Genomic DNA, 25966 nt, shown 5'->3' with positions numbered 1-25966 from the left:
GGCTGCCGAATCGCCGCGCGGGTCCGGGTGCCGATCAGCGTGGAATGATGAACATCAGAACCATCACACGGATCGAGGACCCCATGTCGATTACGTCGCTGCCAGTGCTCGATCTGTCGCTTGCGCAGAACCCCGACACCGCCGAGCAGTTCCGCACTCAGCTCCGCGCGGCCACCCACGAGGTCGGATTCTTCTACCTGGTCGGCCACGGAATTCCCGACGAACTGCAGCGACGCCTCCTCGCCGTCGCCCGCGAGTTCTTCGCGCTACCGACTGCCGAGAAGCTCGCGATCGAGAACGTCCGCAGCCCGCACTTCCGTGGGTACACCAGGCTCGGCGGCGAACTGACCGAAGGCAAGCAGGACTGGCGCGAGCAGATCGACATCGGCGCCGAACAGCCCGCGGCCGAGCGCACCGACGCCTCACCGGCCTGGGAGATCCTGCAGGGCCCCAACCAGTGGCCCGACGCCCTTCCCGAACTCCGCGACGTCATCACCGAGTGGAACGACACACTCACCTCGATCGCATTGAGCCTCTTACGCGAATGGGCGGTAGCCCTGGGCCAGGATGCGAACATCTTCGACGACGCGTTCGCTCACGATCCGTCGATCCTCATCAAGGTGGTGCGTTACCCGGGCCGCCCGAAAGGTGCCGGCTCCCAGGGCGTCGGCGGGCACAAGGACGCGGGTGTACTGACACTGCTCTATGTCGAACCGGGCAAGGGCGGTCTGCAGGTCGAGCACGACGGCGATTGGATCGACGCACCGCCGATCGACGGGGCGCTGGTGGTCAACATCGGCGAACTTCTCGAGGTCGCTACCGGCGGCTACTTGAAAGCGACTGTGCACCGGGTAGTTTCACCCGAAGGTGACGGTGAACGTATCTCGGTGCCGTTCTTCTTCAACCCGAACTACGCAGCGCAGATCCCGGAGTTCGACCTACCGCCCGAGCTGGCGTCGCGCGCCACCGGCGTCACGGTGGACGCGAACAACCCGATCCACGATTCCTACGGGGCGAACGCCCTCAAGAGTCGACTACGTGCGCACCCCGATGTCGCGGCCCGATGGTGGCCGGACATCGTTGCGGCACAAAGCGCTACCTAGGGGATGGGTCAAAGATCCATCGCAACTTTCCACGCCGTGTGCATCGCACCTTCGATGTAGTCGACGTTCACCGCGTCACCGACCACGTGCACGTCGGAGACTACGCCGATCAGAGCGTCGGCCAGCGGCGCTTGCGCTGACACCCCCGAGGCGACGACAACCATGTCGGCTGGAGCGGTCAGTGTCTTTTCACCGGAACGGAATTCGACGTGCTCCTTGGTGATTCGCTGCACCGTTGAATTGCGGTGAATGTCCACACCGACATGCTTGGCGTGGCGCACAGCCGTCCAGCGGCGCGGCATCGCCATCGGAATACCCAACTGCTGGCCTTCTTCGATCAGCGTCACATTGCGACCTCGCTCGGCCAGGAACTCCGCAAGCTCGAGTCCGACAAGCGAACCACCGATCACGACAACGTCCTTACCCATGGGCAGGAACTTGCGGGTCACAGCTCGGATCGCCGCGGGGCTTTTGGTGATACCGGACAGCTTGCCCAACTTGGCCATCGTCCGCAGGAACGGCGGCACCTGTGAGACGTCTCCCGCTCCGGTCATCAACGCGCGCAACGAATCACCGGTGTGCACGTGCGGCAAGTCGCCGCCCGGAACACTAGGCCGCTCACGAACTGCACCGGTGGCCACGACTACGGCGTCGGGGTTCAGTGCCCGGATCGAAGCAACCGAGGCTTCGGTCTTCAGTCGAACATCGACACCGAGACGCTCGATCTCCACTTTCAACCAGCTGAGCAGACGCCCGTTGTCCGGGGTAGTGAGGCTCGAGAACCACAGGGTGCCGCCGAGGCGATCGGATTTGTCCAACACCGTGACTCGGTGCCCACGTTCAGCGGCCACGCGAGCCGTTTCGAGACCACCGGGGCCCGCTCCGACCACAACAACGTGTTTCGGAGTGCTGGTCCGAACGAAGGGGAGCAGCGCTTCGTTGCCCAGGGCAGGGTTCACCGCGCACAGCGGGGTCTCGTCCCAGAAGTTCTCCTGCACGCAGACGTAGCAATTGATGCAAGGCCGAACCCGCTCGGGTACACCGTCTTTGAGTTTGTTCACCAGCTGTGGATCGGCCAGGAGCTGGCGGCCCATCGCGGCGAAGTCCGTGCGACCTTCCGCGATCATCTTCTCGCCGACCTCGGGGAGCATACGTCCGACCGTGATCACGGGGATCGATATCGCCTGCTTGATTCGCGTTGCATTGTCCGTGTAGTAGCCGACCTTGTCGGGCAGGGGGCCGTCGGTGAAGTTGGCAAAAGCATTCAGCGCGGTACCGGTGACGTGAATGGCGTCAGCGCCGGCCTCTTCGAACATCTTGGCGGCCGCAGCAGCCTCGTCGACGGTCAGCCCGTCGGTTTCGCCGTACTCTTGACCGGCCAGACGCACGATGACGGCAAGCGCACCACCGACCTCCTCCTTGACCGCCCGAATAACCTCACAAGCCAGGCGAGCACGGTTCTCCATGGAACCTCCGTACTCATCGCTGCGCTGATTCGTGTACCGACTCAGGAACGCTCCGAGGACGTAGTTGTGGGCACAGTGAATCTCGACGGCGTCGCCGCCCGCCGCTTTCACCCGTCCGGCAGCCTCGGCGAACATGCGGACGAGCCAATCAAGATCTTCCTTGGTGGCCTCGTGGTAGGTCGCCCTCTTGCCCTCGTTGATGGCAGCCATCTTGCCCAGTTCTTCGGGCGTGCAATCGGCCATCGCACTCATGTCACCCGGCGGCTTCGGTGTGGACGGGACCAACTGGGGTCGGCCGTCGAGGGTATCGATGCGCGCCACCTTGCCGTGGTGTGTCATCTGCACACAGAGCTTGCTGCCTGCGTCGTGCACCGCGTCGGCCAGCGCTTTGAGTCCGGGGATGAACCGGTCTTCGGAGAGCCCCGGTTCCTTGCGGCTGGTGCAGCCCAGCGGATACGCAACAGCGCAGCAACCGGTGATGATCAGACCCGTTCCACCGGCCGCACGAGCCACGAAGTGGTCGATGTCGCCCTTTTCGATTTCCCCGTCTTCACACAGGTTCATGTCCATCGCAGGGAGAACCACACGATTGGGCACGGTCATCGGGCCGATGGTGCCTGGTGCGAGCAGGTGCGGAAAGGTCTGGCTTCGGATCGTCACGAGCAGACGCTAGAACTGGACCACGCCCATCCGTTGCCGCACTCCCGATCATCGAGACTTCACGCGCTGTGACGTGCGAGGCACCCGGCTATCACCTCGAGCGCATATTCGAGGTCTGCGGATTCCACTCGTCCGTAGCCGATGACCAATCCGCCGGGGTCTCCGTGCGTTCGGGTGGACTCGACCAGGGTGGGCACTTCGACGCCTTGCAGGAGCGCCTCACGAGCAACGGTGGCTGCCAGATCCGCGTCGAGCATGAGCGTCGTGTGCATGCCGGCGCCGAGACCCCGCAGTTCACCGAACGATGACAGTGCTTCCTCCACCGCCCGATCGCGATCCCGGTACCTGCGCCGGGCGGTACGTACCGCTCGATCCCATTCGCCGTCACGGAGCAGGGACAGGAGCGCTTGCTGCAGCGGAACCGACGGGAAGTCGCCGATTCGCTTGCGGTGTACTGCTATGCGGTCGACCAGGTCGAGGGGAGCTACCAACCAGCCCAATCGAATTCCGGCGCCGAGCGTTTTGGCAACCGTTCCGAGATACACCACCCGATCAGGAGCCAACTGGGCGAGCGCAGGCAAAGGCGCTACGTCGTAACGGAATTCGGAGTCGTAATCGTCCTCGAACAGGACGACGTCGCGGGCGCGTGCGAACTCGATCAACTGGTTGCGCCGACCTACCGGAAGCAGCCCACCTGTCGGATACTGATGGGACGGTGTCACATACACACCGCGGACGCTCTCCGACGCCGTTTCGAGTTGGTCGACACAGAGACCATGAGCGTCGACGGGCACGTCGAGCAGCGACCATCCACAGGCTGTTGCGGCCGAGGACGCATACCGGTATCCGGGATCTTCCATCGCCAGAACAGCACCACGGGTACGCAGAGCCGACAGGGCGAGGCCGAGACCATGCGTGGCACCTGAGGTGATCAGGATTCTCTCGGGTTCAACCGACATTCCGCGGGCTCTTGCCAGCAATTCCGATAGTGCCGAACGCAATTCGTAGTCACCCGCAGGATCGGGATCCTCGAATGGTGGCGGCTTGGACCCGACGTCACGCCACGCCCGCCGCCACGCTGCCGATGCACGCGGCGGCGTCCACGGCACGCCCGGCCGGAGCTGCACCCTGGGCGACATCTTGTCGGCGATCTTCTTCGGTGTAGTCGTGGGAGTGACCACGGGAGATGGCGCCTCGGCAACGAAGGTGCCCGAGCCGTGCACAGCGACAAGCCAACCCTCGGCGATCAACTGCTCATACGCCCGTTCCACGACGCCCCGCGCCACCTCGAGCTCCGCCGCCAGCTTCCGGGAACTGGGTAACCTCAGACCCACTGCCGCCTTACCACTGCGGATATCAGCTCTGAGGTGGTCGGCAATCTGGATCGGGAGCGCCCGCCGATCTGTCCGGTCGAGGACGACGGCTACCGCCGAAGGAAGAAACATTCAGAACCCTCTCGGAAGTGGAAAATCGAAGTGGCCTATCGAAGTCTCCACTGATTGGACCATGACTTGAAGCCACTTTGCCACCAGCATTGTCTGCATGACAGATGCCGTTGTCTTTGCTGCCCCTGCTCCTGCCCCCACTGCACCTATTCCGCTGTCTCCGACAGCACGTACGACGCACAAGCGCGCCCGCCACCACGGCGTCGCAGAACGCGCGGCACTCGTCGACGTCTTGCAGTCTGCGAAGCTGTGCCACATGGGCGTGAACGTCGGCGGAGTTCCCATGGTGTTTCCCACCGCGTACGGGTTCGACCTCGACGGCCCTGACCGCGGCGGGTCTATTTATGTTCACGGCTCGGTGGCCTCGCGAAGCTTGGCTCCGGACAGCGAAATCTGCATCACCATCACGATCCTCGACGGGCTCGTGTTGGCGCGGTCGGGCTTCCACCACTCGATGAACTACCGCAGCGGCGTCATCGTCGGATCACCTCGAGTCGTGACCGACGGCGACGAGCGAGTGAAGGCTTTGAATCTGATCGTCGACCAGGTGGTTCCCGGACGTTCCCAACACTTGCGGGATCACACGCGCAAGGAAATGGCGGCAACCATCGTTCTTGCACTGCCGTTGTACGAGGCTTCCGTCAAGGCCCGCACCGGCGGCCCCGGCGACGATGCCGCCGACATCGGTGTCGAAACCGTTTGGGCTGGAGTAGTTCCCGCAGCTACGCACTTCGGTGAACCGATCCCGTCCGAGGATCTCGACTCCGGTGTCGCGCTTCCGGACCATATCTCGACGATGCTCTGACCGCACACGCGACTCCGACAAACGCAGCTCGCACCGGGGCATGGCTATGCCCCGGTGTGTACGTATTCAGTTGCGCCTGTTCAGGCTGCTGTGGGCGGGCTGTTCCCGCCGATCGGCTGTTGATACGGATCGATCGACATCGGTGGATAGAACACCGTCTTCCGATCCGGGCCGATCTCCACCCGCCACTCGGTGTGGTGCATCGTCCGATGGTGATGACCGCACAACAAGATCAGATTGTCGAGATCTGTTGGGCCACCATCACCCCAGTGAACAATATGATGGGCATCGCACCACCCCGACGGCGTCCCACACCCCGGAAACGCACACCCACCATCACGAACCGCAAGAGCCCGCCGCTGCGGCACCGTCGCTGTTCTCGCTTCCTTGCCGCAGTCGAGCGGAACACCATTCTCATCCAGGAGGATCCGGGTGACTGTGCAGTCGCAGGCGAGCATCCGGGCGGTGTCGATACTGATGGGGCCTACCCAATCGGTCCACGCAAACCCGAGTTCCTCAGTGGACGGCAGGAGGTCTTTCAACGCTTGCAGGTCCGTCATGTCCTTAGCCGACGCGGTCACCGTGATGTGTGGTTTCACTCCACCTTCGATCGGACCCAACCCCGCCCGCTCGTACCGGCGCAACAATTCGCAAAACCCGTCCGCACGCCGTAATGCAGGCGTGCGCGTGTCCTTGACACCGTCCTTCTCCGGCGTCGGCGCCGACAGGCTCGACAGCAACGTGATCAGACGGGCCCCGTTCACAGCATCCAAGTCACCCTTCACAGACACACGCCCGTACAAGCCTTTCGAGGCATAGAACTCATTCCGCTCCGAATCCTCCCCGACCGGAACACCATCCTCACGCGTCCCGTACTGCTTCTCGATCCGCCGAATCGCCGCCCGCACCGCATCACAATCCGCAATGTTCTTCGACGCCAACCCCAACAGAATCCCGCGAGCCTTGTCCACATCCGCCAGGGTCATGTTCTTCGGCGGATGCTGACAAAACGACGCCACCTGCCGCGCCTTCAACGCATCAACATCACCACGATGAAACGCATCCGCGACAACAGGTTCGAGCATCAACAACCGCGCCAACCCGACCAGCAGGCTACACTCACCGATCTCCAAATTCGTCGAACCATGCAACCACTGTGCGATCGCCCGAAAACCCTTCCCCCCGAGAACCTCACGGGAAAACATCTCCACGATCAACAACACCATCCGCGACTGCAACTCGTGCCGGACACGCACCAGATCCAGAACCTCACTCTTGAGGCCCTCACCATCCAGCTGCCATGCATCCCGACTGTCCATGCAGCAATCATATTCGAACACAGTTTCGAATACAAGAGGATATCGAGATGAAACTAGCTGCTAATCAACAACTTTCGCATTCCAGACAGAACGGGCATGTTCTTGGGTGGCTGTGGAGACCTCCGCTTGACCGCCCATGAAGGGCCGGACAAGATCCAGCGGCAAGGGGAAGACAACGGTGGAGTTGTTCTCGCTACCGATCTCGTGAAGTGTCTGCAGATATCGCAATTGCAGGGTGGTCGGATTGCGGCTGATCACCTCGGCCGCCTCGGCGAGCTTGGCCGAAGCCTGAAACTCTGCGTCGGCGTTGATGATCTTGGCTCGACGTTCACGTTCGGCCTCTGCTTGCCTGGCGATGGCGCGCTGCATGTTGGCTGGAATCTCGACGTCCTTGATCTCGACGGTCGTGACCTTGACGCCCCACGGTTCGGTCTGCTGGTCGATGACTTTCTGCAGATCCTCGTTGAGGCGTTCACGTTCGGATAGCAGCGAGTCCAGCTCAGCTTTACCGAGGATGGAGCGCAGTGTGGTCTGGGCGATCTGTGAGGTGGCGGCCAGAAAGTCCTCGACTTCGACTATCGAACGGTCAGCGTCGACGACCCGAAAGTACGTGACGGCGGTGACCTTCACCGGAACATTGTCGCGGGTAATCACTTCTTGGACCGGTATTTTCAGCGTGACGGTTCGCAGACTGACCCGTTCCATACGATCGATCGCCGGCACCAGAATCACCAGGCCTGGGCCTTTCAAGGTGATCAATCGGCCGAGGCGGAACACCACCGCGCGCTCGTACTCGCGCAGAACTCTCACCGACATTCCCACAAGGACTGCAATCAGCACGACAAACACGGACAACACGACAAGCACGGTGGTCATAGCGGCAGCTCCCACGGTTCACGACGGCGCACTCTCAGAGTCAGGCCTCGTACCTGCTCTACGACGACGGATTCGCCCACGGCAGGCACAGAGTCGTCGTACCCGAATTCCATTCGAGCACTCCATAATCCGCCGTCAAGCTCGACCTGCCCCTGCGCGCCGGTCCAACTGCGAACGGTCGCGTCGGAGCCGACAAGAGATTCCGTTCCGGTACGCACGGGCGCGCGGCGCGCGGTAAGCGCTTTTCGACTCGCTACCGCCACCACGCCCAGGCCGACTACCGCGACCCCCGCCGTCACCGGGATCGCGATCAATTGCCCGATACCGTCGGATGTGAAAAGCATCCAGACGCCGGCACCGATCATGAGTGCTCCAAGCACACCGAGCACCCCCGCGGTTGGGGCATGCGCCTCGACCACGATCAACAGGACGCCCAGCAGCAGGGCAACGACACCGATCGTCGTCATCACTCGTCTCCACGCTCGCGAGGACGCGGTCACGTCGCGTAGCCATTGTGCGATCGCGCCCTCGACTTCAACGGTAATCACGTTCGGCCGGATCTGCCACAAGCGCTTCACGCCAGTTCAGAGAAGCACTTCACCGATCTGTCGCGCAGTTACCTTGGCAAGGTCGGCGAGGAACGGAATCCGTTCGTCGATCATCAGCTCGACCGGACCACGAAGCCCGAGAGCGTAACGCACAGTGCCGGATCCATCGATGATCGGAATTCCGATCGTTCGGTAGTCCGGGGTCAACTCCTCGTCGTTGAATCCGTATCCTCGCTCACGAGTCAGTTCCAATTCCCGGCGGATACCGGCAACATCGGTGATCGCACGCTGAGTGGTCGCTTCACGTGGCAGCGCAGCGAGCTCGGAATCGTCGACATCGGACCAAGCCAGAAAGGCTTTCCCCAGTGCGCTCGCATGCAAGGGAAGGCGGACACCCTGGAGCACGTGCCCGTCGGCCTCGCGCCATCGGCTGAATCCGAGCAACACCACCTCACTTCCGCTTCGCACTGCCAGGGAGGCGGATGCTCCTGTCGTCGCGGCCAATTGCTCCAAATAGGGCTCGGACAGATAGATCCGATGCTGCCGGTAGGAGACCTGTCCGTAGGCCGCCAGCGCCGCGCCGATGCGATACCGACTGGTTGCGTCGTCCTTCTCGAGGAACCCCGCGTCGACGAGCGACTGCAGCAATCGATGCGTGGTGCTGACCGCAAGCTCTTGTCGCCGCGCAACTTCCGAGACTCCCAGTTCTTCGCCACTGCGAAAACATGTGAGCATGGTCAGGGCACGAGTTACCGTCTGAACTCCCGCGCCGCGTGCGTCCGTCACGAACGATCCTTTCGCTGTGGCCTGATCGACCTGAGAATCGGACGCTAACACGGACCCAGCAGTCCGGCCATCCTTTCCATCAGGCGGAAAGGAACCAGACGCGGACCCACAAAAGCCCAGATGAACAGACTTCCTATGTTGTCAAGATTTCCAATCTCCAGAAAACAAACGGGGGTAAAACAGACACGCACCCAATAGCGTCATCGTCGTCAGTTCTGACGAATCAACGCCTGAAGGAGCCACATACATGTCCCGCTTCCGCCGACTGCCACGAGCTGCCGCTGCGCTCGCCATGATCCCGCTGGCCGGGTTGGCGGTGGCGTGTGGGTCTTCCGATTCCGACAGCGCCGCAGGCAATTCCAGCGCCGACTTCACGCTCAAAGTCTTCGATCCCGGAAACTCCGGTGCCATCGCCGTCGGCAAGCGTGACGGAACCTACGACGAGGCGCTGGCACCGCTGGGCGTAAAGATCGAATGGGTCAAGACCACACCGGGATTCAGCTCCAACCTCAAACTGTTCAACAGCGGAGAACTCGACATCCAAACCGGCGCATACAGTCCCGTCGTCGGCGCACTGTCGAAGGACGTGGGTGTCCGCATCTTCGCCACGTCCGACCCGTACAACAAGGACCAGGCCGGCATCATCGCCACTCCGGAATCCGGAATCAAGACCGTCGCAGATCTGGCCGGCAAGCGCATCGCCGTCAACCCTGCAGGTAAGGGCGAGTACATCACGCTCAAGGCCCTGACACAGGCCGGAGTGCCGATCGATTCCGTCGAACGCGTTCCGCTGCAACAGGCAGACGCCGCGTCGGCGTTCTCCACCGGGCAGGTCGACGCGTGGGCATCGTTCCTGATTCCGTATCAGGAGGCCAAGGCCAAGGGCGCGGTCGAGATCGCAACCGAGGCGAGCATCGACTCCGTGGACAGCACCATCATCGCCGGCCGCACCGCAGTACTCGAAGCGCATCCCGAGGTGGTCCAGAAGTTCCTCGAGGTCACCCAGGAACTCACCGCGAAGCAGCAGGCCGACCCAGCAGCCTTCGAGAACGTCTTCGAACAGACCGGTCCGCGTGCACTCTCCGGACAGCGGCTCGACGACGCGATCACCCTGGGCGGCCAGATCACCAACTTCCGCTATCCGACCGCAGCGGATGCCACCGACCTCGAATCGATCTCCACACTGTTCGCCGAGAACAAGGTGATCCAGCAGCCGCTCAAGGGCAGCGATGTGATCTTCGACCTCCAGGGTGCTGTGGCAGGTTCGGCAGCGGCAGCGCCCACCACCGAGGGGAAGTGACCCGATGGTGACGCTGACCCGCCCCGCACGAACGGCGTCGCAGTCAGTGGAACATCCGCAACTCGAAACGCCCCGCTACCGGCGCAATCGCAGCAGGCCCAAGTGGGTCTCGATCCCCCTCCGCTTCCTCGTGCCCGCGCTGCTGGTTGCCGGATGGTGGATCGGATCCGCTACCGGACTGATCCGCGAAGAGATCCTGGCCGGACCTCCGGCGGTGTGGACGGCATTCGTCGAGCTTTACCAGTCGGGTCAGTTGGTCGACTTCGGTCTCGCGTCGCTTCAACGTGCTGCACTCGGTGTTTCGGTCGGTGTGGTCGTCGGATTGGTGCTCGGGGTTCTGTCCGGTCTCTCCTCGCTCGGTGAAGAACTGATCGACTCGACCATGCAGATCAATCGCGCGGTCCCGTTCCTCGCGCTCGTTCCGCTGTTCATCGCCTGGTTCGGTATCGACGAAACTTTCAAGGTGGTCCTGATCGCGGTCGCGACCGTCGCCCCCATGTACGCGTACACCTACCTGGGAGTGCGCGGGGTCGATCGCAAGATGGTCGAAGCGGCACAGGGTTTCGGACTGACAGGTTGGCGACTGGTGTTCGGAGCGATTCTTCCGACCGCCCTCCCCGGTGTTCTGATGGGGCTTCGAATCTGCCTGTCGCTCAGCATCACCGGATTGATCGCCGCCGAGCAGGTCGGCACACGTGAGGGGATCGGATACCTGGTCACTCTGGCGCAGGAATACAACCGCACCGATTACATGGTTCTGTGCATCGTCATGTACGCGGCGCTGGGTCTCATCTTCGACGCCGTCGTCAGGCTGATCGAGCGGTACTCCATGCCGTGGCGGAGATTGTCGGTGGCGCGATGACGAACACGACCGTCGGCTCGCTGCCGACCACCGAAGCACCTCTGCCGCCGTTGGCAACGCGTGAGCGGACCGGTACCACTGCGGCCGAGCGACGTGCCGGATCACCGGTGGCAGTTTCGCTCACCGGAGTGCGGAAGTCGTTCGGTGACAAGACTGTTCTGGGCGGTATCGACCTCGAGATCACACGCGGAGAGTTCGTCGTTCTCCTCGGCCCCAGCGGCACCGGCAAGACGACCCTGTTGCGAGTGCTCTCCGGTTTGGAAGCACCGGACAGCGGCGAGGTGCTGGTTCCGCGCGACCGCACGGTTGTCTACCAGGAACCGCGATTGATCCCGTCGAAGCGAGTTCTGGCCAATGTCACAGTCGGACAGAAGCGTTCACGTCAGGTGACCGACAATGCACGCAACGCACTCTCCGAGGTCAACCTCGCGGACAAGCACCGTGCCTGGCCGGCCACCCTCTCCGGCGGCGAGGCCCAACGCGTCGCATTGGCTCGCGCTCTCGTTCGCGAACCTGAACTATTACTGCTCGACGAACCGTTCGCGGCCCTCGACGCTTTGACCAGGCTCCAAATGCAAGACTTGGTAGGCGATCTGGTCGCCCGTCACCGTCCGGCTGTACTACTCGTCACGCACGACGTCGACGAAGCCGTACGACTTGCCGACCGCGTGCTCATCCTCGACAAGGGCGGGTTTGCCGTGGACGTCGACATCGACCTGCCACGCCCCCGCGATCGGAACGATCCCGAATCTTTGCGCTACCGAGCGAGTTTCCTGAAGGAACTCGGTGTCGGCCGCACCTTCCCCGACGGACAGGACAGTCATGACATTGATCGCTGATTCCGCAATCGACACACTCTGGTACACCCGCTGCCCCGTTCCCACCGCCAGCGGTCTCGCCAACAGTCTCGGTTGGCTCGACCGGACGGCAAACGAATCCGGAGTGCGTTTCGGCGTACTGCAAGATGCCGGACCGGAATTGGCAGTGCGCCATTTCGATCACCATCTCTCCGGACTCATTCGCGAAGGCGGCAACGTCCCCGCACTGGCCGCGCGTGCCAGTGGTTCTCCGACGAGGCTCATCGGGCTCACCTGGATCGACGAGGCCCAGGCAATCCTGGTGCGCGGAGACTCCGACATCCGCGAAGCAGGTCTTCTGGCCGGCGCTCGGATCGGTATCCCGGCCTGGGCTGCGGATCAGGCCAGGAGCTTTCCTCGCGCCATGGCCCTGCACGGCTTCGCCTCCGCACTTCGACTGGGCGAGTTGAGTTTTGCCGACGTCACCCTCGTCGAGGTTGCGACGACCGCAGCCCCCGAGGTCCGCACCGCCTCGTCCACCCGCAACACGACGTGGGGTGTCGAATCCCTGCTCCGCGGCGACGTCGATGCCATCTACGTCAAGGGCGCCCGCGCCCAGGAAGTTGCCCGCGAACACGGCCTCGCCGTTGCCGTCGATCTCGATTCCACTGCATCCCTACGTGATCGCGTCAACAACGGCACCCCACGACCGATCACGGTTCATGCCGACCTACTCGAACAGCGCCCGGACATCGTCGTCGGTTTCCTCGCCGAGAGCCTGAGAGCAGCGGACTGGGCCGCAGCCAACATCGACGAGGTCCGAGCCGTGCTGCAGACCGAAACACAGTCCGGGCCCGAAGGTGTGGTGGCAGCCTACGGCGAGAACTTCCACACCGGACTGCATTTGAGCCTGTCGGACGAGCGTGTGGACCTGCTCGGCGTGCAGAAACAATTCCTGTATGCGCACGGCTTCCTTGCCGCCGACTTCGACCTGCAGTCCTGGGTGGCGCACGAACCACTGGAACAGGCACGCGCACTTGTCGCCGCGCAGAAGGGCACAGAAGAATGACGGACGTCTACTGGGAGCTGCCCTCGCGCGGTGACGGACGTCGGGCAGTGGCCGCGCTGAACAGTCGCGGCGGCTTCGGGCCACAGCGACCGACTACCGTCGCGACCGATGTTCGCCCCGGAAACTTCGGGCCCTTCGACGAATTGGCACAGATCATTCTCGCAGCCGAACTGTCGGGCGTCGACGGCGTTGTCGCACCGTACGATCCGAATGGCGAAGAATCCTGGATCGTTGCTGCCGCCGCCCTACGTCAGACGCGTCATTCGCGAGTGGTCGTGGAGTTTCACCCCACTTTCGGCACCCCCGTCTACGCCGCCAAAATGTCGGCGACACTTCAGCGCCTGTCGGCAGGTCGTCTCGAATGGCGAGTGAAGGTAGAGACGGACCCCGAAGACGCCGCTGCTCGCGGAGACGTGGTTCGAGGAGCCGACCGCTACGCGCGCGCCGCGGAGTTCCTGACCGTCGCACGCGGTGTGTGGAACGAGGAACAGATTCTCCCCGGCGGATTCGGCGGCACGGGTTACGACTTCGACGGCGAATACTACGACGTACTCGGCGGCGGATTCCGAGGCATCTTGTCGGGACTCCGTTTTCCCCGAGTACATCTGACCGGAGACTCACCGGAAGCTCTGGAACTCTCGGCCCACCATGCCGATGTCCATCAGTTCACCCTTGCCGGTGACGAGTTGTCGACACGGATCACCACCCTCGACGACCGAGCATCCGAACTCGGCAGGACCGTCGAGAAGGTCCTGCGCATCCCGATCATCGCGAGGGAGACAGCCGACGAAGCCTGGGCTCGCGTCGAACGGCAACTGAGAGAAGCCGATTCCGCTGCACTCGAGATCGATCGGGGCGGCATCCTGTGGTCCGGATTCGACCGCATCGGCTACGAGCACAGTATCGGCCTCGTCGGAAGCTACGAGGAAGTGGCACAGCGATTGTCGTCGTATCGCGATCTCGGCGTGGACGGTTTCGTCTTGTCCGGTCGGCCACACATCGAAGAGCTGCACCGGGCGGGCGAGCATCTCCTGCACCTGGTCGATCCCGAGGGTCGGATCCGCAAGGAAGAGAAGGCCACCACAGAAGAGAAGGCCACAGCATGAGCATCGATTTCTATTGGCGGATCGGGATGGAAGGCGACCACGCGTCGCTGCGTACTCCGCGTCGCTACAACCGCGGCGATGCCGGTGGATACGGGCCGGGCAACATCGCTCCCGCGATCCGCGGCGGCGAGTTGGACGGATACAGCTACATCGACCACATGGCCGCGGTGGCAAAGGCTTCCGAGTCTGCCGGCTTCCTCGGTGGACTGCTGCCGTCCTTCCCGATGACCGAGGATCCGTGGGCGACCGCAGCATCGGTGGCCGCCGAGACCACCACGTACCGTTTCATGGTCGCGTTCCAACCGGGGTTCCTTCACCCAGTGCAGGCCGCGCGGATGTCGGCGAGTCTGCAGCGAGCAACTGGCGGACGTCTGGTTTACAACATCATCAGTGGTGGAGGCGGCGCGCCTCAGCTGTGGTGGGGCGACAAAGTCGACCATGACGATCGCTACACCAGGACGTCCGAGTTCCTCGATGTCCTCAAGGGTGTGTGGGACGGCGAACCTTTCGACTTCGACGGTCGATTCTTCCAAACCCACGGTGCTGCACTTCCACCCGGACTTGCCGGCCAGCCGTTTCCCGAGGTGTACTTCTCCGGATCTTCGGCAGCAGCCGTCGCCGCCGCCGGACTGCACTCCGATTACTACCTTTCCTGGCTGGAGCCGTACGCCGATCTGAGAGCCAAGATCGACGGCGTGCGGGAGAATTCGGCCAAGCTGGGCCGCACCCCGAAGTTCGCCGTACGCATCGACGTCGTTGCCCGGCACACCGAAGAAGCCGCGTGGGCCGAGATCGAGAAAGGCTGGGCCTTCGTCGACAAGGGGGCCGCCGACCGCGCAGCGCAGGGTGATTCGGTGGGCGCCGCCCGCATCAAGGGGTGGGTGCCCGAACACATCACCGGTTACCGAGATCTGGAAGTGCAGCCCAACGTGTGGTGTGGCTTCAGCCTCATCCGCGGCGGACCAGCGTTCGGACTGGTCGGCAGCTACGAACAGGTCGCCGAAAGACTCGACGAGCTGCGCGAACTGGGCGTCGACGCCTTCATCCTCGCGGGTAACCCGCATCTCGAAGAGGCATACCGCGTCGGCGAAGAAGTTCTTCCCCTCCTGCAGCGCACCCCGATCACACCTTCTGGACTGGAGACTCGATGACCACCACCGAAACTCGACTCGACGCCGATACCGCAGCATTCGTCGAAGCAGCGCGCAAAGCAGCAGACAAGGCATTCGACGTCTTCCGCAAGACTGGAACGGTTGCAGCCAACGGGACCGTGAACTTCGTCGAACGCGTACCCGGCACCGAAATCGCGGTCGCCCTGAACGACCCGGGACCGTGGGCGGACGATCCGTCGGTGTCACCGGTTGTCGCTACGTTCGATGGAGAGGTGCTGTCCGGCAACGGATCGGCTGGTTTTGTCACCGGCTACGCGTCAGTGTTCCGTGAGCATCCGGAAATCACCAGCGTTGTCCACATCCACACTCCGTGGCTCGGCGGTTGGGCCCAGACACACCGGACGCTACCCATCCGATATGCGGCTTCGCAGAGGCTGACGCTCTCCCGAGAGATTCCGCCGCACATCGATCGGTCCCGTTCTGCGGGCGAGTTCATTCTCGAGCGTCTCGAACACGATCCCGATCTGGTGGCGATCTTCGAAGCCAACGGCGGGGTCAACGTCATCGGCCGCAGCGGGTTGCTCGACCTCGCGAAGTTCGTCGTCCTCCTCGAGGAAGGCGCGCAGTTCCAGGCGATCGCCGAAACCCTCGGCGGTTCGGTCGAATTCGATCCGTCCAACCTCACGGTCCAGTGGGGCCGTAGCGGACTCGCCGACGAGGCGCGTCGACGCGGCCTCATCTAGCCACCCCCATCACTGATTCAGAACAGGAAAGCGTAGATCTCATGACCGTTCGCGTCGGATACTTCCCACACAACAATTCACTGTTCGTTTTGCGCCACACCGGAATCCTCGAACGTCGTCTCCCGGACGTCGAGTGGGTGGACCTGCGTGAGCTTCCCGCCAAGCCTGCAGTGAACCCGGAAAACGCCTTGCCGACCCTGCACTCGGACTGGCTGTTCGAGGAGGGCGGATACGACGTGATCGGAACCGGCTTCACGCCGCCGGTCACCGGTTTGGCCCAGGGCCGCGATCTCGTCTACATCGGAATCTCCGGCCCCCGCGTGGAGAACGGGCGCCTGGTAGTCAAGGCAGAGTCCGAGATCAACACGGTAGAGGACCTGCGCGGCAAGCGCGTCGGCATCGCGCACGGATCGTGGCAGACCACACTGTTGTTGTTCGCCTTGGATCAGGCGGGGCTGACCTGGTCCGACATCGTCCCCGTCGATACCGACGTGCGCGGTGGTGAAGCGGACCTCGTCGACGGCACCATCGATGCCTGGGTAGGGGCGTACCCGGGGCTGACGGACATCGAAGCGAACCACGAACTGCGCACGCTGGTCGCCACCGACGGACTCTTCAGCCACCCCTCACTGTGGTTCACCCGGCGCGATTTCGCGGATACCAACCCGGAGGCCCTCCAGGCGATCATCGAGGCCCTGCAGGAATCCGACGCCTGGATCGAAGCCAACCCCCGCGAAGCCGCGCAGATCTTCGTCGACGACATCGAGAAGCGTGGCGGGTCCACGAGCCTCGATGCCTGGGAAGCTGCACTGCGCGGACGTCCTTTCGGTGTCAACCCGGTCACCGACGAGTTCCTCGACGAGCAGCAGCGCGCGGCCGATCTCCTGCTGAGCAACGGACTACTGCCGAAGGCGGTCACCGTCCGTGAAGCAGTCGTGCCGTGGATCAGCGAGTTCGTCGGTTCGGATCGTTCGTCGATCTGAGAACCCACACCTGACAGATCCGCTTCACACGTGACAGATACCGAACGGTCTGCCATTGTGAAGGGATGCGGCGGCGCGTGGGTGAGAGTTGGTCCACGCGACCAGTCTCAGGGGTAACCCCTGGGTCGGCCAGAAGAATTGGATACTGCGTCCACCGGCGTTCGGCACGCTCCGCGTGCTTGCCGCCGCACCGGACAAAGGATTTGGTCACCCCGCCCCGTCGCATCCCGGGGTCGAATCATGCGTGACTTCGAGCTCGATCCCGAGTTGGCGCGTCGTCTGGCCGTTGCGGCTGCTGATGCTCCGTGGACCCTCAGCGGCCTCGAGGAGGCATTCGGAACCGTCTTCGGCGTTTCCCCGACGCTCCTGGCCGTGCGCGTTCTCGACCTCATGCCCGCCCCACCGTTCGAACCGCAAACGCTGTACCGATTGCTTCGCGAACTACCTCGCCTGCGGCCTGTTCCTCTCTCACTGGACACCAATGAATCTTCGGTGTGGCGGTTCGACGTTCCCCGCTACAACACCAGTGTGGACCTGGCTCGTTCACTGGATCTGACGATCTCCGAACTCGAGTGGTTTGCCGACCGAGGGGAATGGCTCCGCACGAAACCCCTACCGCTACGCCACTACCGGCCCATGCAGATCAGCAAGAAGACCGGCGCTCGCCTCCTCGAGGTACCGAAACCTCGATTGCGCGAAATTCAGCGCAAGATTCTGCGCCGCATACTCGACCTGGTGCCCCCACACGACGCGGCACACGGATTCGTCCGTGGTCGAAGCCCTCTGACTTTTGCAGCGCCGCACGCACAGTCGGAAATCGTGATCGGTGTGGACCTCGCGCAGTTCTTCCCCTCGATCAGCGGCAGCCGCGTTCACGCCGTCTTCACAGCCCTCGGCTATCCACCCGCAGTGGCAGGAGTTCTCACCGGATTGTGCACTGTTGCAACACCTGCCGATACCCTGCGCGGACTACCGTATGCACAGGCATCACAGCTACGCACCGCGCATCTTCCGCAAGGCGCGCCAACTTCGCCTGCACTGGCGAATCTCGTCGCACGCAAACTCGACATCCGCTTGAGTGGACTCGCACAAGCGAACTGGCTCACCTACACCCGATACGCCGACGACCTCGCGTTCTCCGGAATTGAAGTAGCCGACGTCGGAACCCTCCTCTGGACGGTCGAGCAGATCGCCAGGGACGAAGGGTTTGCCATCCATCCACGAAAGACCAAGGTGATGCGCCCTCATCGACGCCAACACCTCACCGGGCTGGTGATCAACGACCAACCGTCGTATCCGCGTGACGACTACGATCGCTTGCGCGCCCTGCTGCACAATGCCGCCAGTACTTCTGCGCAGGAACAGAATCGGGACGGTATCGAGAACTTCCGCGCCCACGTCTACGGCCGGATCGCGCACATCGGCGAAACCAGCACTACACGCCGACGCACGTTGCTGCGCCTGGCTGAACGTGTGGATTGGGACGGCTAGTGCCCGCGAGCAGTCAGACCCGCGGTGTGTACGCCATGCATTCGACCTCCATGTGCGCACCCAGCGCCAGTCCATCTGTTCCGAACGCACTGCGGGCCGGCAGTCTCGACGCCGGGAAGTACTCGAGGTAGACCTTGTTGAACTCCTGCCAACGAGACATGTCGTCAAGCATGACAGTGCATTTGAAGATTGCTTCGACGCCGGAACCGTAAGCGATCAGCGAAGCCACGATGTTCTCCATGGTCTGTCGAGCCTGCGCTTCGAAGCCGTCGGCCAAAGTCCCGTCCGGGAGCATGCCGATCTGACCCGACAGATACAGAACGTCTCCGACGCGCACTCCGGTGGAGAACGGCGTATCGAAAGCGGGTGGGATGAACTCGACGGTCTGAGATGAATCCATTAGATCTCCTCGGAGTTGGAATATGCGTGACGAGTTGGTGTTTCAGCGCACTGGGCGGGCACGAACATCGGCCAGGAAGTGCGCCACCAACTCGTTCCACGCGTGTGGGTCCTCGAAGTAGGGGGAGTGGCCGCGGTCGGCAAGTTCGACCACTTCGGCGTGGGGCAGGAACTCGGCGGCGCTGCGAATCCGCTCGGGTGTCATCAAATCGTCCAGCTCACCCGCGATCAGCAGAACCGGCGCCGTCACCGCCGCAAGATCGCTCGGCGAGTAGTTGTGGGCCTTGAGAATTCGGAAGAACTCGGTGTCAGGTGGGCGATGACCGAAGGTGCCGAGAGCTTGGTACAGGTATGCCCTCGCCATGTCCAAGCTCGGCAACCGTCCGCCCACAGCGGGGTGTTCCCCCAGTGGCCGCGCCGTGACGGGCGCCGCGGTGAGGGGAGGTGCGCTGTCCGGGCCGAATCCGACGGGAATGCCGCCGGTCGTGCAGGCCAGGACTACCGACTCCACCCGCTCCGGAACAGCGATCGCGGTCCCCAATGCGGCCCAACCGCCCATCGACTGGCCGACCACGTGCGCTCGATCGACCTCCAACAGGTTCATGATTTCGATCAGATCCGAGACTGCCGCTACCGGGCCGTGGTTGCCCTTTTCGTTGGTGGACCGGCCGAATCCTCGCTGATCCCAGCTGATTACCCGATAATGCTGAGCGAAGTACGGTACCTGTTGGTACCAGACCGCGGCGTTGCCGCCGAGACCGTGCGTGAGAATCAGATCCGGGCCTTCGCCGGCAGTCTCGTACCAGACCCGTTCGCCGTCTGCGACGGTGATGAAGCCCTCGGTCCGTGAAATCATCCTTCTTCTCCTGTGTCGGACGGGCGCTTGCCCGAAGTGTGGTCAGTGAGGAGTTGCTGCACTTCATCGGTGGCCCGCAGCAGGTGTTCTTCGACCATTCGCGTCGTTTTCGCATCGAAGTCGGTATCGAACCCGATCACCGTCAACGCGCAGAGCGGAGATCCCTTGCGGGAAGACACTGCACGCGAGACCGAACCGATGATGTCCTGAGATCGTTTGTGTACAACGGCGAATCCGGTTTTCTGCGTCTCGGCTATGTCGGCGAGAAAGCCGGTGGGGCCTTCCAGCGGATAGCCGCTCTTCTCCACCATCGCCAGGTAGGGCGCCCGGGTGTTGTCCTCGAGTGCCGCGACCAACGCGAGCGGACCCGCGAACCGGTGCGGCGGAAGCAGATCCCCGAGCATCCGAGTGATCATCTTGAGTCTCTCGGGACGCAGCGCCGCGATGATCCGCGTTCCGCCGCTCTCGAGAACCTGCAGATTCACCATCATGTCGGTGCTCTCGGACAGCACCCGCATGGTCGGATCGCACAAGGCCGCCAACGAGTGCGCTGCCGCTTCGTGGGAAACCTGCAGTGCAGCCGGGCCGGGGAGATAGCGACCGTCGTAGCGGAAGACCCAACCACGGTTCGCGAGTTCTCCGAGCACTCGGTGCGCAGTCGGGCGGAGCATCCCGACTTCTTCTGCCAGTTCGCTGAGCTTCATCGGCGTGGTCGAGCGCGCGATGGCCTCGAGTAGATCCAGCGCTTTGTCGACGGCGGACGCAGAACCCTTCGTCATCCGATCCCCTCCCGGTGCCGTGGATGTACCCGGCGATCCGAAATCTCGTGTTCTTGGAAAACCCTTGGCATTCGTCTTGGAAATTACTATAGTCACAACAATCGTTCCGGCGTACGGAATTCTTTGAGCGTCTTCACCTTCCCACCGGATTACCGGCAAGGAAGTCATATCTTTCCCAGCGAGAGGCTTTCGGACATGACGGTTGGACATACCCTTCGGTCGACACCACGGTTCAGAGTTGTTGCCCTAGCTGCGGTCGCGACCGCAGCATTGGCACTGACCGGCTGCTCGAGCGACGCCACGGCCTCCGACGACGGGGGCACCCAGACCACCACGATTCGAATCGCGCCTCAGCCGATCGCAGACTTCGCACCGATCTGGCTCGGAATGGAGCAGGGATACTTCACCGACGAAGGACTCGACATCCAACTCGTCGAGGGCGGTGCTAGTTCCTCGGCTCAAATTCCGTTGCTGCTCAGCGGAAATGCAGATATGGCAGCCACGACCGCCGCCGCCGCAATTCAGGCACGCAGCCAGAACATGCCCGTCACCATCGTCGGAGGACTCACGAATTTTGCCGCGAGTGACGGCGTCGACCAGTCCGGCCTCGTCGTCGCCAAAGACAGTTCCATCAGCGGCTTCCGTGACCTCGAAGGCAAAACCGTTGCGATCAGCGGATTGAAGTCCGTCAGCGAGGCAGTCATCTCTGCTGCGGTGGAGAAGTCCGGTGGAGCAGCGGACAAGATCTCGTTCATTCAGGCGCCCATGCCCAACCTCGGCGACCTTGTTTCCACTGGCGGAGCCGATGCGGCATTCCTCATCGATCCGTTCCTGAGCAAAGCAACCGACTCGGGGCTGAAGATCCTCGGCCACCCCTTCCCCTTGGCCGCGCCCGGTGTGCCAGGGACCTCGCTGGTCGCTTCGGAATCGTTTGTCGACGCGAACCCGGACTCACTCGCCAAATTCCGCACGGCGCTTGCCAAATCCGTCGACTACGCCAATCAGAATCCGGGCGCCGTCAAGGCTGCGCTCTCGACACAAGCCAAGATTCCGCTCGAAATGCTGGCCAACAGCAAGAATCCTCAGTTCGTCGCAGTAGTGGAACCGGGTGCTCTCGGCACGGAGATCGAACTGCTGGTCAAGTACGGGGTACTGACGGATTCGGTCGAGGCCGAATCCCTGCTGACACCGGCCAACTGAGTTGTCCGCCTTGACAACCCTGCAGACTCGCCGCAGGCAGGTTCTGCTCGGTCGGCTGCTGACGCTCTTCGCGTTGGGAGCCGCCTGGCAGATCTTCGGAATGCTCGGCGACGAGGACGTCAAAGGTATTCCGAAGTTCAGCGACGTGGCAGTGGCCCTTGTGAACGAACTCGGCACGTCCTCGTTGTGGACATCACTGGGACAAACGGTGACCACCACAGCGATCGGATTGGCGCTGTGCCTGGTCATCGGGATCCCGGCAGGACTGCTGCTCGCCGCGCACCCGTTCCTGACGGTCTCCTCCCGTTTCGTCATCGACTTCTGCCGAACCGTTCCGCCGCTCGCAATCATTCCGCTCTTTCTGCTGATCATGGGCCCGACCCAACGGATGGCGGTGGCGCTGATCGTGGCAGTAAGTGTGTGGCCGATTCTGCTCCAGACGATTCACGGTGTGCGCAACGTCGACCCGGAACTGCTGGCGACCGCACGCTCCTTCCGACTTCCGCTGTGGCGCAGACTCGCTCTCGTCGTCGCACCGGCGTCGATGCCCTACATCTTCACCGGAATTCGCATCTCGGCAACACTGAGCTTGCTGCTGACCATCGGTGCAGAATTGATCGCCGGCGTGCCGGGACTCGGTAAGGAGATCCTGCTGAGCCAATCCGTCCCCGATCGAATGTTCGCACTGATCATCGTCGCCGGACTACTCGGAATGCTGCTCGCCTTCGCCGTGATGGCGATCGAGAATCGTTTACTTGCTTGGCATTACATCCCGAGGAGGATGACGACGTGAAGATGATGTCAGGACTTCGACTCCTCGCGTGGGAGTTGTGGCTGCCGATCTTGATCGTCGTCGTATGGTACTTCGGTTCGGAGTCGAGCAAGTCACCCTACTTCCCGCCACTGTCGCGTATCTGGAAAGCGTTTGTGGACAACTGGTTCGGTCCGGGATTCGCCCACGACGTCGTACCGAGCTTGACCAACCTTGCCTTCGGTCTCGCCGTGGCACTGGTGGTCGGCATCGGCGCCGGTCTCCTGCTGGCCCTGTTCCCGCTGGCTGCCGATATTGCCGATCCGTTTCTCCAGTTCTTCCGCGCCATTCCGGCGCTGGCCGTATTGCCCGCCCTCTTCATCGTTTTCGGAACCGGTTCGACCGGTAACGTTGCCGCCATCGCCTTCGGTGCGGTCTGGCCGATACTCCTCAACACCCTCGACGGCATTCGCTCCATCGACCCGAGTATCCGATTGGTGGCGCGCAGCTACCGGATCCGTACACCCCTCCTGGTGACGCAGGTACTCCTCCCCGGAGCGATGCCGCAGATAACAGTCGGTATCCGTACCAGTCTCGCGATCGGTGTCGTCATCATGGTCGGCAGCGAAATGTATGTCTCCACTGCAGGAATCGGTCACTTCGTGATCGTCGCGCAACAGACATTCGCCATCGCGGACATGTGGTCCGGAATTCTCCTGCTGGGAATCATCGGATACGTGCTCAACCTCGGATACGGCGTGATCGAACGATGGTTGCTCAGATGGCAGCCGCGGACCCACGACGCTCTCGCAGTGAAAGGAAACTGATGTCATCCACAGAATCTGCGGCATCGATACCCGCAGTCGAACTGAGCGGCCTCGGGGTGACCTACGGCGGCCCCACCGGCCGCGAAGTGCTCCGCGGGATCGACCTTACGGTCGCACCGGGAGAAATCGTCTGCATCGTCGGCCATTCCGGCATCGGCAAAAGCACGCTGATTCGTTGCATCGCCGGTCTGCAGAAGCCGACCACCGGTGAGGTCCGCATCGCCGGGATCGCGATCGATGCACCGCCCGCCACTCTGGCTCTCGTGTCACAGGACTACGGACGCACACTGATGCCGTGGCTTCGAGTGGGCGAGAACGTTCGCCTGCCGCTGCGGGGCAACGGTCTGGCGCGGAAGGTTCAGAACGAGAGGGTTACCGATGCACTCGCCGTTGTCGGTCTAGGTGGTGCTGCGCGTTCCTACCCCTGGCAGTTGTCCGGCGGAATGCAGCAGAGAGTAGCGATAGCTCGCGCTCTCGCCTATCGGCCGCAGGTACTCCTCATGGACGAACCCTTCGCGTCGGTCGATGCGCAGACCCGCGCGGAACTCGAAGACCTGCTGCTGACGCTTCAACGTGATCTTGGTATCACCGTCCTCATGGTCACCCACGACGTCGACGAATCGGTGTACCTGTCCGATCGAGTGGTCGTACTCGGCGGAACGCCGGCATTGATGCAGGACATCGTCGACGTCCCGTTGACCGGAGCTCGAGATCAGCTGACCACCAAGGCGGACCCACTGTTCATCGAGTGCCGTAACAGGGTGCTGTCCGCGATCCAGCAGTCCAAAACGGTGGCGCCCGTGTAGTGGACACCTCGCCTAGTCTGGCTCCGTGATCCTTCTCCTCATCGGCCTCGCGCTGCTCGGATTCTGCGGCTACCGGTTCAGGCAGGATCGGCGGAGGCTGAGCAACGGCGTCTATCTACTTCTCGGAGTGATCTTCACCGGTCTGTGGATGCTGCAGTCGGGTGCACCGGGGACGGAGATCCCGTCGTTCGTCATCGCGACGATCGCTCTGCTCTCGCCGTTGCTGGTGCTCCTGCTTGCAGGATTCCTGATCGTCAACGGGGTCACGATGCTGCGGCGCGAGGGATTCAGCGTGGCGAACCTGCTCTCCCTCGTCGCCGGACTCGGACTGCTCGTTCCCTACGTTCTGCTCGCATCAGCGTTGCTGACGCAGAGATATTGGCTCGCAGTCGTTCTCGGATCGTTCAGCCTGGTCGCGTCGTACCTGGGGTTTCTGTTCACGAGCTTTCTGCTCTACTCCTACGTGTACGGACGCCAGAAGTACCAGCCCGGGATGGACGCGATAGTGGTGCACGGCGCCGGGCTTTCGGGTGCCGACGTGACGCCCCTGCTGGCCAGCCGTCTGGACAAGGCCGCGGACGTCTTCCGCGCCGAGGTCCGCGAAGGACGTTCACCGCTGTTGGTCGTCAGCGGCGGGAAGGGATCGGACGAGGTGGTCAGCGAGGCTGAGGCAATGTGCGTCTACCTCGTCGATCACGGGATCCCGCGCGAGAACGTGATGCTAGAGGACCGTTCGACCACCACGCTCGAGAATCTCGAGTACACCAGGGACCTTCTCCGCGCCGACACCACGAAGCCTCGAATGGTTCTGGTCACCAGCAACTTCCACATACTCCGAACCGCAACGTTTGCCCGAAGCCTCGATCTGGACGCAGAAGTCATCGGTTCCCACACCGCCCGGTACTACCTGCCGAGCGCTATTCTGCGCGAGTTCGCCGCCGTCACGGTGGAACACAAGTGGCTCAACGGAACGGTCTGCCTGATCCTCGCCGCCCTGCCCCCACTGGTTGTCTGGGCGGCAGGAGGCATTGCGTAGCAAGCATCACCGAATCAGGCTCTCGACGCCCATCGGTCGGCGACCCAGAAGCAGTTCCACGGCAGCACTGCCCGCAAGGAAGTCGTGGTGGTTGTAGAACTCGAACATCGCCGCCAATCGTGAGCTGGCGTTGACGTCCAGGCCGCTGCCGATCTGTTCACGCCATTGATCCACGCTGATCTGTTCTATCGCGACGGTACGTGACGTCTGCTTCTCCACCATCTGTGCCACCTCCATGACGCTCAGAGCTTGCGGGCCGCCCACCTCGTACGTCGCTCCGTGATGCTCGCCCGGGCCCTCGCTCAGGACGACCGCGGCAACAGCTGCCACGTCCGCCAAACTCACGAACGAGAACCTCGTGTCCGCGCTGTACGGCACGATGATGGTCTCTGACCGACCCGTGAGTACCGCTTCGAAATTCTGCGCGTACGCACATGGTTGCAGCACAGTCCATTTCAAGGGAGAACGATGCAGTTCGTCCTCACACCTGGCTTTGTCCAGGTGATGCGGCATTGACGGGCTGAACGGCCACGCCACGGAGTGATAGACAAAGTGCTCCACCCCCGCCGAAGCCGCTGCCGTCAGCGCATTGCGAAGCAGCGCCGGCTCGTCGGGATGGACGTTCGGGGCAATGAAGTACACCCCTCGGCACCCGGCGAGCGCCTTGCGCAGCCCTCTTCCCGTTTCGAGTTCTACCTCGAAGTCCCCGTCGACACGCGCCTTTCGCACCAGTCGCCGAGCTGTCACGCTCGGCGGCAGTGCAGCGACGACTGCCTCACCGGTCTTACCCGCGGCGCCGATCACCGCGATGTCGGCGCCGCGAGCAATTCCGTTCTCCATG

General features: G+C 62.7%; 26 protein-coding genes. 16 read left to right on the top strand and 10 right to left on the bottom strand.

Annotated elements, in window-relative coordinates; translation table 11 throughout:
- The first annotated feature begins 44 nt into the window (after positions 1-44).
- The gene (locus tag RE4_RS22695) at positions 45-1103 is read left to right on the top strand and encodes an isopenicillin N synthase family dioxygenase (RefSeq protein WP_238077123.1); all 1059 of its coding nucleotides are present in this window, start codon (positions 45-47) and stop codon (positions 1101-1103) included.
- Positions 1104-1111: 8 nt separating this feature from the next.
- On the opposite strand, the gene RE4_RS22690 is transcribed toward RE4_RS22695, so the two are convergent.
- Together RE4_RS22690 and pdxR are read right to left on the bottom strand one after the other, a co-directional pair.
- A complete protein-coding gene (locus RE4_RS22690) occupies positions 1112-3229 on the bottom strand; it encodes an oxidoreductase (RefSeq protein ID WP_060939391.1) in 2118 nt (705 codons plus the stop codon).
- 59 nt (positions 3230-3288) lie between these two features.
- Complete coding sequence (gene pdxR / locus RE4_RS22685; RefSeq protein WP_060939390.1) at positions 3289-4674, bottom strand: MocR-like pyridoxine biosynthesis transcription factor PdxR; 1386 nt, start codon at positions 4672-4674, stop codon at positions 3289-3291.
- A 97-nt stretch (positions 4675-4771) separates the two neighbouring features.
- Here pdxR and RE4_RS22680 point away from each other — a divergent pair, with 97 nt between their 5' ends.
- Positions 4772-5479, top strand: a complete 708-nt coding sequence (locus RE4_RS22680; RefSeq protein ID WP_060939389.1) for a pyridoxamine 5'-phosphate oxidase family protein — start codon at positions 4772-4774, stop codon at positions 5477-5479.
- Positions 5480-5559: 80 nt separating this feature from the next.
- Here the strand turns inward: RE4_RS22680 and RE4_RS22675 are convergent, their stop codons facing one another.
- The 4 genes from RE4_RS22675 to RE4_RS22660 form a co-directional block, all read right to left on the bottom strand.
- Positions 5560-6798 (bottom strand): HNH endonuclease signature motif containing protein, encoded by a 1239-nt coding sequence (locus RE4_RS22675; RefSeq protein ID WP_060939388.1) that lies wholly within the window; start codon positions 6796-6798, stop codon positions 5560-5562.
- A gap of 60 nt (positions 6799-6858) precedes the next feature.
- Positions 6859-7674: a slipin family protein gene (locus RE4_RS22670; protein WP_020971385.1), complete on the bottom strand. Its 816-nt coding sequence runs from the start codon at positions 7672-7674 to the stop codon at positions 6859-6861.
- On the bottom strand, positions 7671-8141 hold the full coding sequence (locus RE4_RS22665) for an NfeD family protein (RefSeq protein ID WP_031332131.1): 471 nt from the start codon (positions 8139-8141) through the stop codon (positions 7671-7673). The genes RE4_RS22670 and RE4_RS22665 overlap by 4 nt, the downstream gene beginning before the upstream one ends.
- Positions 8142-8258: 117 nt before the next feature.
- Positions 8259-9008, bottom strand: coding sequence for an IclR family transcriptional regulator (locus RE4_RS22660; protein WP_020971387.1), 750 nt, complete (start codon positions 9006-9008; stop codon positions 8259-8261).
- Between the two features lie 247 nt (positions 9009-9255).
- On the opposite strand from RE4_RS22660, the gene RE4_RS22655 reads away from it, so the two are divergent.
- The 9 genes from RE4_RS22655 to RE4_RS22615 all read left to right on the top strand — a co-directional run bounded on the left by RE4_RS22655 (position 9256) and on the right by RE4_RS22615 (position 18471).
- Positions 9256-10308: an NrtA/SsuA/CpmA family ABC transporter substrate-binding protein gene (locus RE4_RS22655; RefSeq protein WP_060939387.1), complete on the top strand. Its 1053-nt coding sequence runs from the start codon at positions 9256-9258 to the stop codon at positions 10306-10308.
- 4 nt (positions 10309-10312) lie between these two features.
- Positions 10313-11170, top strand: a complete 858-nt coding sequence (locus tag RE4_RS22650) for an ABC transporter permease (RefSeq protein WP_060939386.1) — start codon at positions 10313-10315, stop codon at positions 11168-11170.
- The gene (locus RE4_RS22645; protein ID WP_031332129.1) at positions 11167-12009 is read left to right on the top strand and encodes an ABC transporter ATP-binding protein; all 843 of its coding nucleotides are present in this window, start codon (positions 11167-11169) and stop codon (positions 12007-12009) included. The genes RE4_RS22650 and RE4_RS22645 overlap by 4 nt, the downstream gene beginning before the upstream one ends.
- A complete protein-coding gene (locus RE4_RS22640; protein WP_029256742.1) occupies positions 11993-13036 on the top strand; it encodes an ABC transporter substrate-binding protein in 1044 nt (347 codons plus the stop codon). The genes RE4_RS22645 and RE4_RS22640 overlap by 17 nt, the downstream gene beginning before the upstream one ends.
- Entirely contained in the window at positions 13033-14142 is a 1110-nt protein-coding gene (locus tag RE4_RS22635) for an LLM class flavin-dependent oxidoreductase (RefSeq protein ID WP_060939385.1), read from the top strand. Before RE4_RS22640 ends, RE4_RS22635 begins: the two co-directional genes overlap by 4 nt.
- The gene (locus tag RE4_RS22630; protein WP_060939384.1) at positions 14139-15293 is read left to right on the top strand and encodes an LLM class flavin-dependent oxidoreductase; all 1155 of its coding nucleotides are present in this window, start codon (positions 14139-14141) and stop codon (positions 15291-15293) included. The genes RE4_RS22635 and RE4_RS22630 overlap by 4 nt, the downstream gene beginning before the upstream one ends.
- Complete coding sequence (locus RE4_RS22625; protein ID WP_020909735.1) at positions 15290-15997, top strand: class II aldolase/adducin family protein; 708 nt, start codon at positions 15290-15292, stop codon at positions 15995-15997. The genes RE4_RS22630 and RE4_RS22625 overlap by 4 nt, the downstream gene beginning before the upstream one ends.
- Positions 15998-16038: 41 nt before the next feature.
- On the top strand, positions 16039-16980 hold the full coding sequence (locus RE4_RS22620) for an ABC transporter substrate-binding protein (protein WP_060939383.1): 942 nt from the start codon (positions 16039-16041) through the stop codon (positions 16978-16980).
- Positions 16981-17220: 240 nt separating this feature from the next.
- Entirely contained in the window at positions 17221-18471 is a 1251-nt protein-coding gene (locus tag RE4_RS22615; RefSeq protein WP_080945738.1) for a reverse transcriptase family protein, read from the top strand.
- A gap of 13 nt (positions 18472-18484) precedes the next feature.
- On the opposite strand, the gene RE4_RS22610 is transcribed toward RE4_RS22615, so the two are convergent.
- Genes RE4_RS22610 through RE4_RS22600 form a run of 3 tightly spaced genes read right to left on the bottom strand, consistent with a single transcriptional unit; the run spans position 18485 to position 20505 of the window.
- The gene (locus tag RE4_RS22610) at positions 18485-18871 is read right to left on the bottom strand and encodes a RidA family protein (RefSeq protein ID WP_003946047.1); all 387 of its coding nucleotides are present in this window, start codon (positions 18869-18871) and stop codon (positions 18485-18487) included.
- Between the two features lie 42 nt (positions 18872-18913).
- Positions 18914-19726: an alpha/beta fold hydrolase gene (locus RE4_RS22605; protein ID WP_060939382.1), complete on the bottom strand. Its 813-nt coding sequence runs from the start codon at positions 19724-19726 to the stop codon at positions 18914-18916.
- Entirely contained in the window at positions 19723-20505 is a 783-nt protein-coding gene (locus RE4_RS22600; RefSeq protein WP_019746079.1) for an IclR family transcriptional regulator, read from the bottom strand. Before RE4_RS22600 ends, RE4_RS22605 begins: the two co-directional genes overlap by 4 nt.
- Positions 20506-20700: 195 nt before the next feature.
- On the opposite strand from RE4_RS22600, the gene RE4_RS22595 reads away from it, so the two are divergent.
- From RE4_RS22595 to RE4_RS22575, 5 genes are read left to right on the top strand one after another with little or no spacing between them, the layout of a single operon-like run.
- On the top strand, positions 20701-21705 hold the full coding sequence (locus RE4_RS22595) for an ABC transporter substrate-binding protein (RefSeq protein WP_060939381.1): 1005 nt from the start codon (positions 20701-20703) through the stop codon (positions 21703-21705).
- Positions 21706-21715: 10 nt separating this feature from the next.
- A complete protein-coding gene (locus RE4_RS22590; RefSeq protein WP_174531779.1) occupies positions 21716-22498 on the top strand; it encodes an ABC transporter permease in 783 nt (260 codons plus the stop codon).
- Positions 22499-22500: 2 nt separating this feature from the next.
- Positions 22501-23283: an ABC transporter permease gene (locus RE4_RS22585; RefSeq protein ID WP_202022878.1), complete on the top strand. Its 783-nt coding sequence runs from the start codon at positions 22501-22503 to the stop codon at positions 23281-23283.
- On the top strand, positions 23283-24089 hold the full coding sequence (locus tag RE4_RS22580; protein WP_060939379.1) for an ABC transporter ATP-binding protein: 807 nt from the start codon (positions 23283-23285) through the stop codon (positions 24087-24089). Before RE4_RS22585 ends, RE4_RS22580 begins: the two co-directional genes overlap by 1 nt.
- Positions 24090-24114: 25 nt before the next feature.
- Positions 24115-25125, top strand: a complete 1011-nt coding sequence (locus RE4_RS22575; RefSeq protein ID WP_019746084.1) for a YdcF family protein — start codon at positions 24115-24117, stop codon at positions 25123-25125.
- A 6-nt stretch (positions 25126-25131) separates the two neighbouring features.
- Here RE4_RS22575 and RE4_RS22570 read toward each other — a convergent pair whose 3' ends face one another.
- On the bottom strand, positions 25132-25965 hold the full coding sequence (locus RE4_RS22570) for an NmrA family NAD(P)-binding protein (RefSeq protein WP_060939378.1): 834 nt from the start codon (positions 25963-25965) through the stop codon (positions 25132-25134).
- Between the last annotated feature and the right edge of the window lies 1 nt (position 25966).

Origin of the sequence: Rhodococcus erythropolis NBRC 15567, assembly GCF_001552595.1 — a bacterium.
In the GTDB taxonomy this organism is placed as follows: domain Bacteria; phylum Actinomycetota; class Actinomycetes; order Mycobacteriales; family Mycobacteriaceae; genus Rhodococcus_F; species Rhodococcus_F erythropolis.
This window is presented reverse-complemented; position numbering and strand designations above follow the sequence as displayed.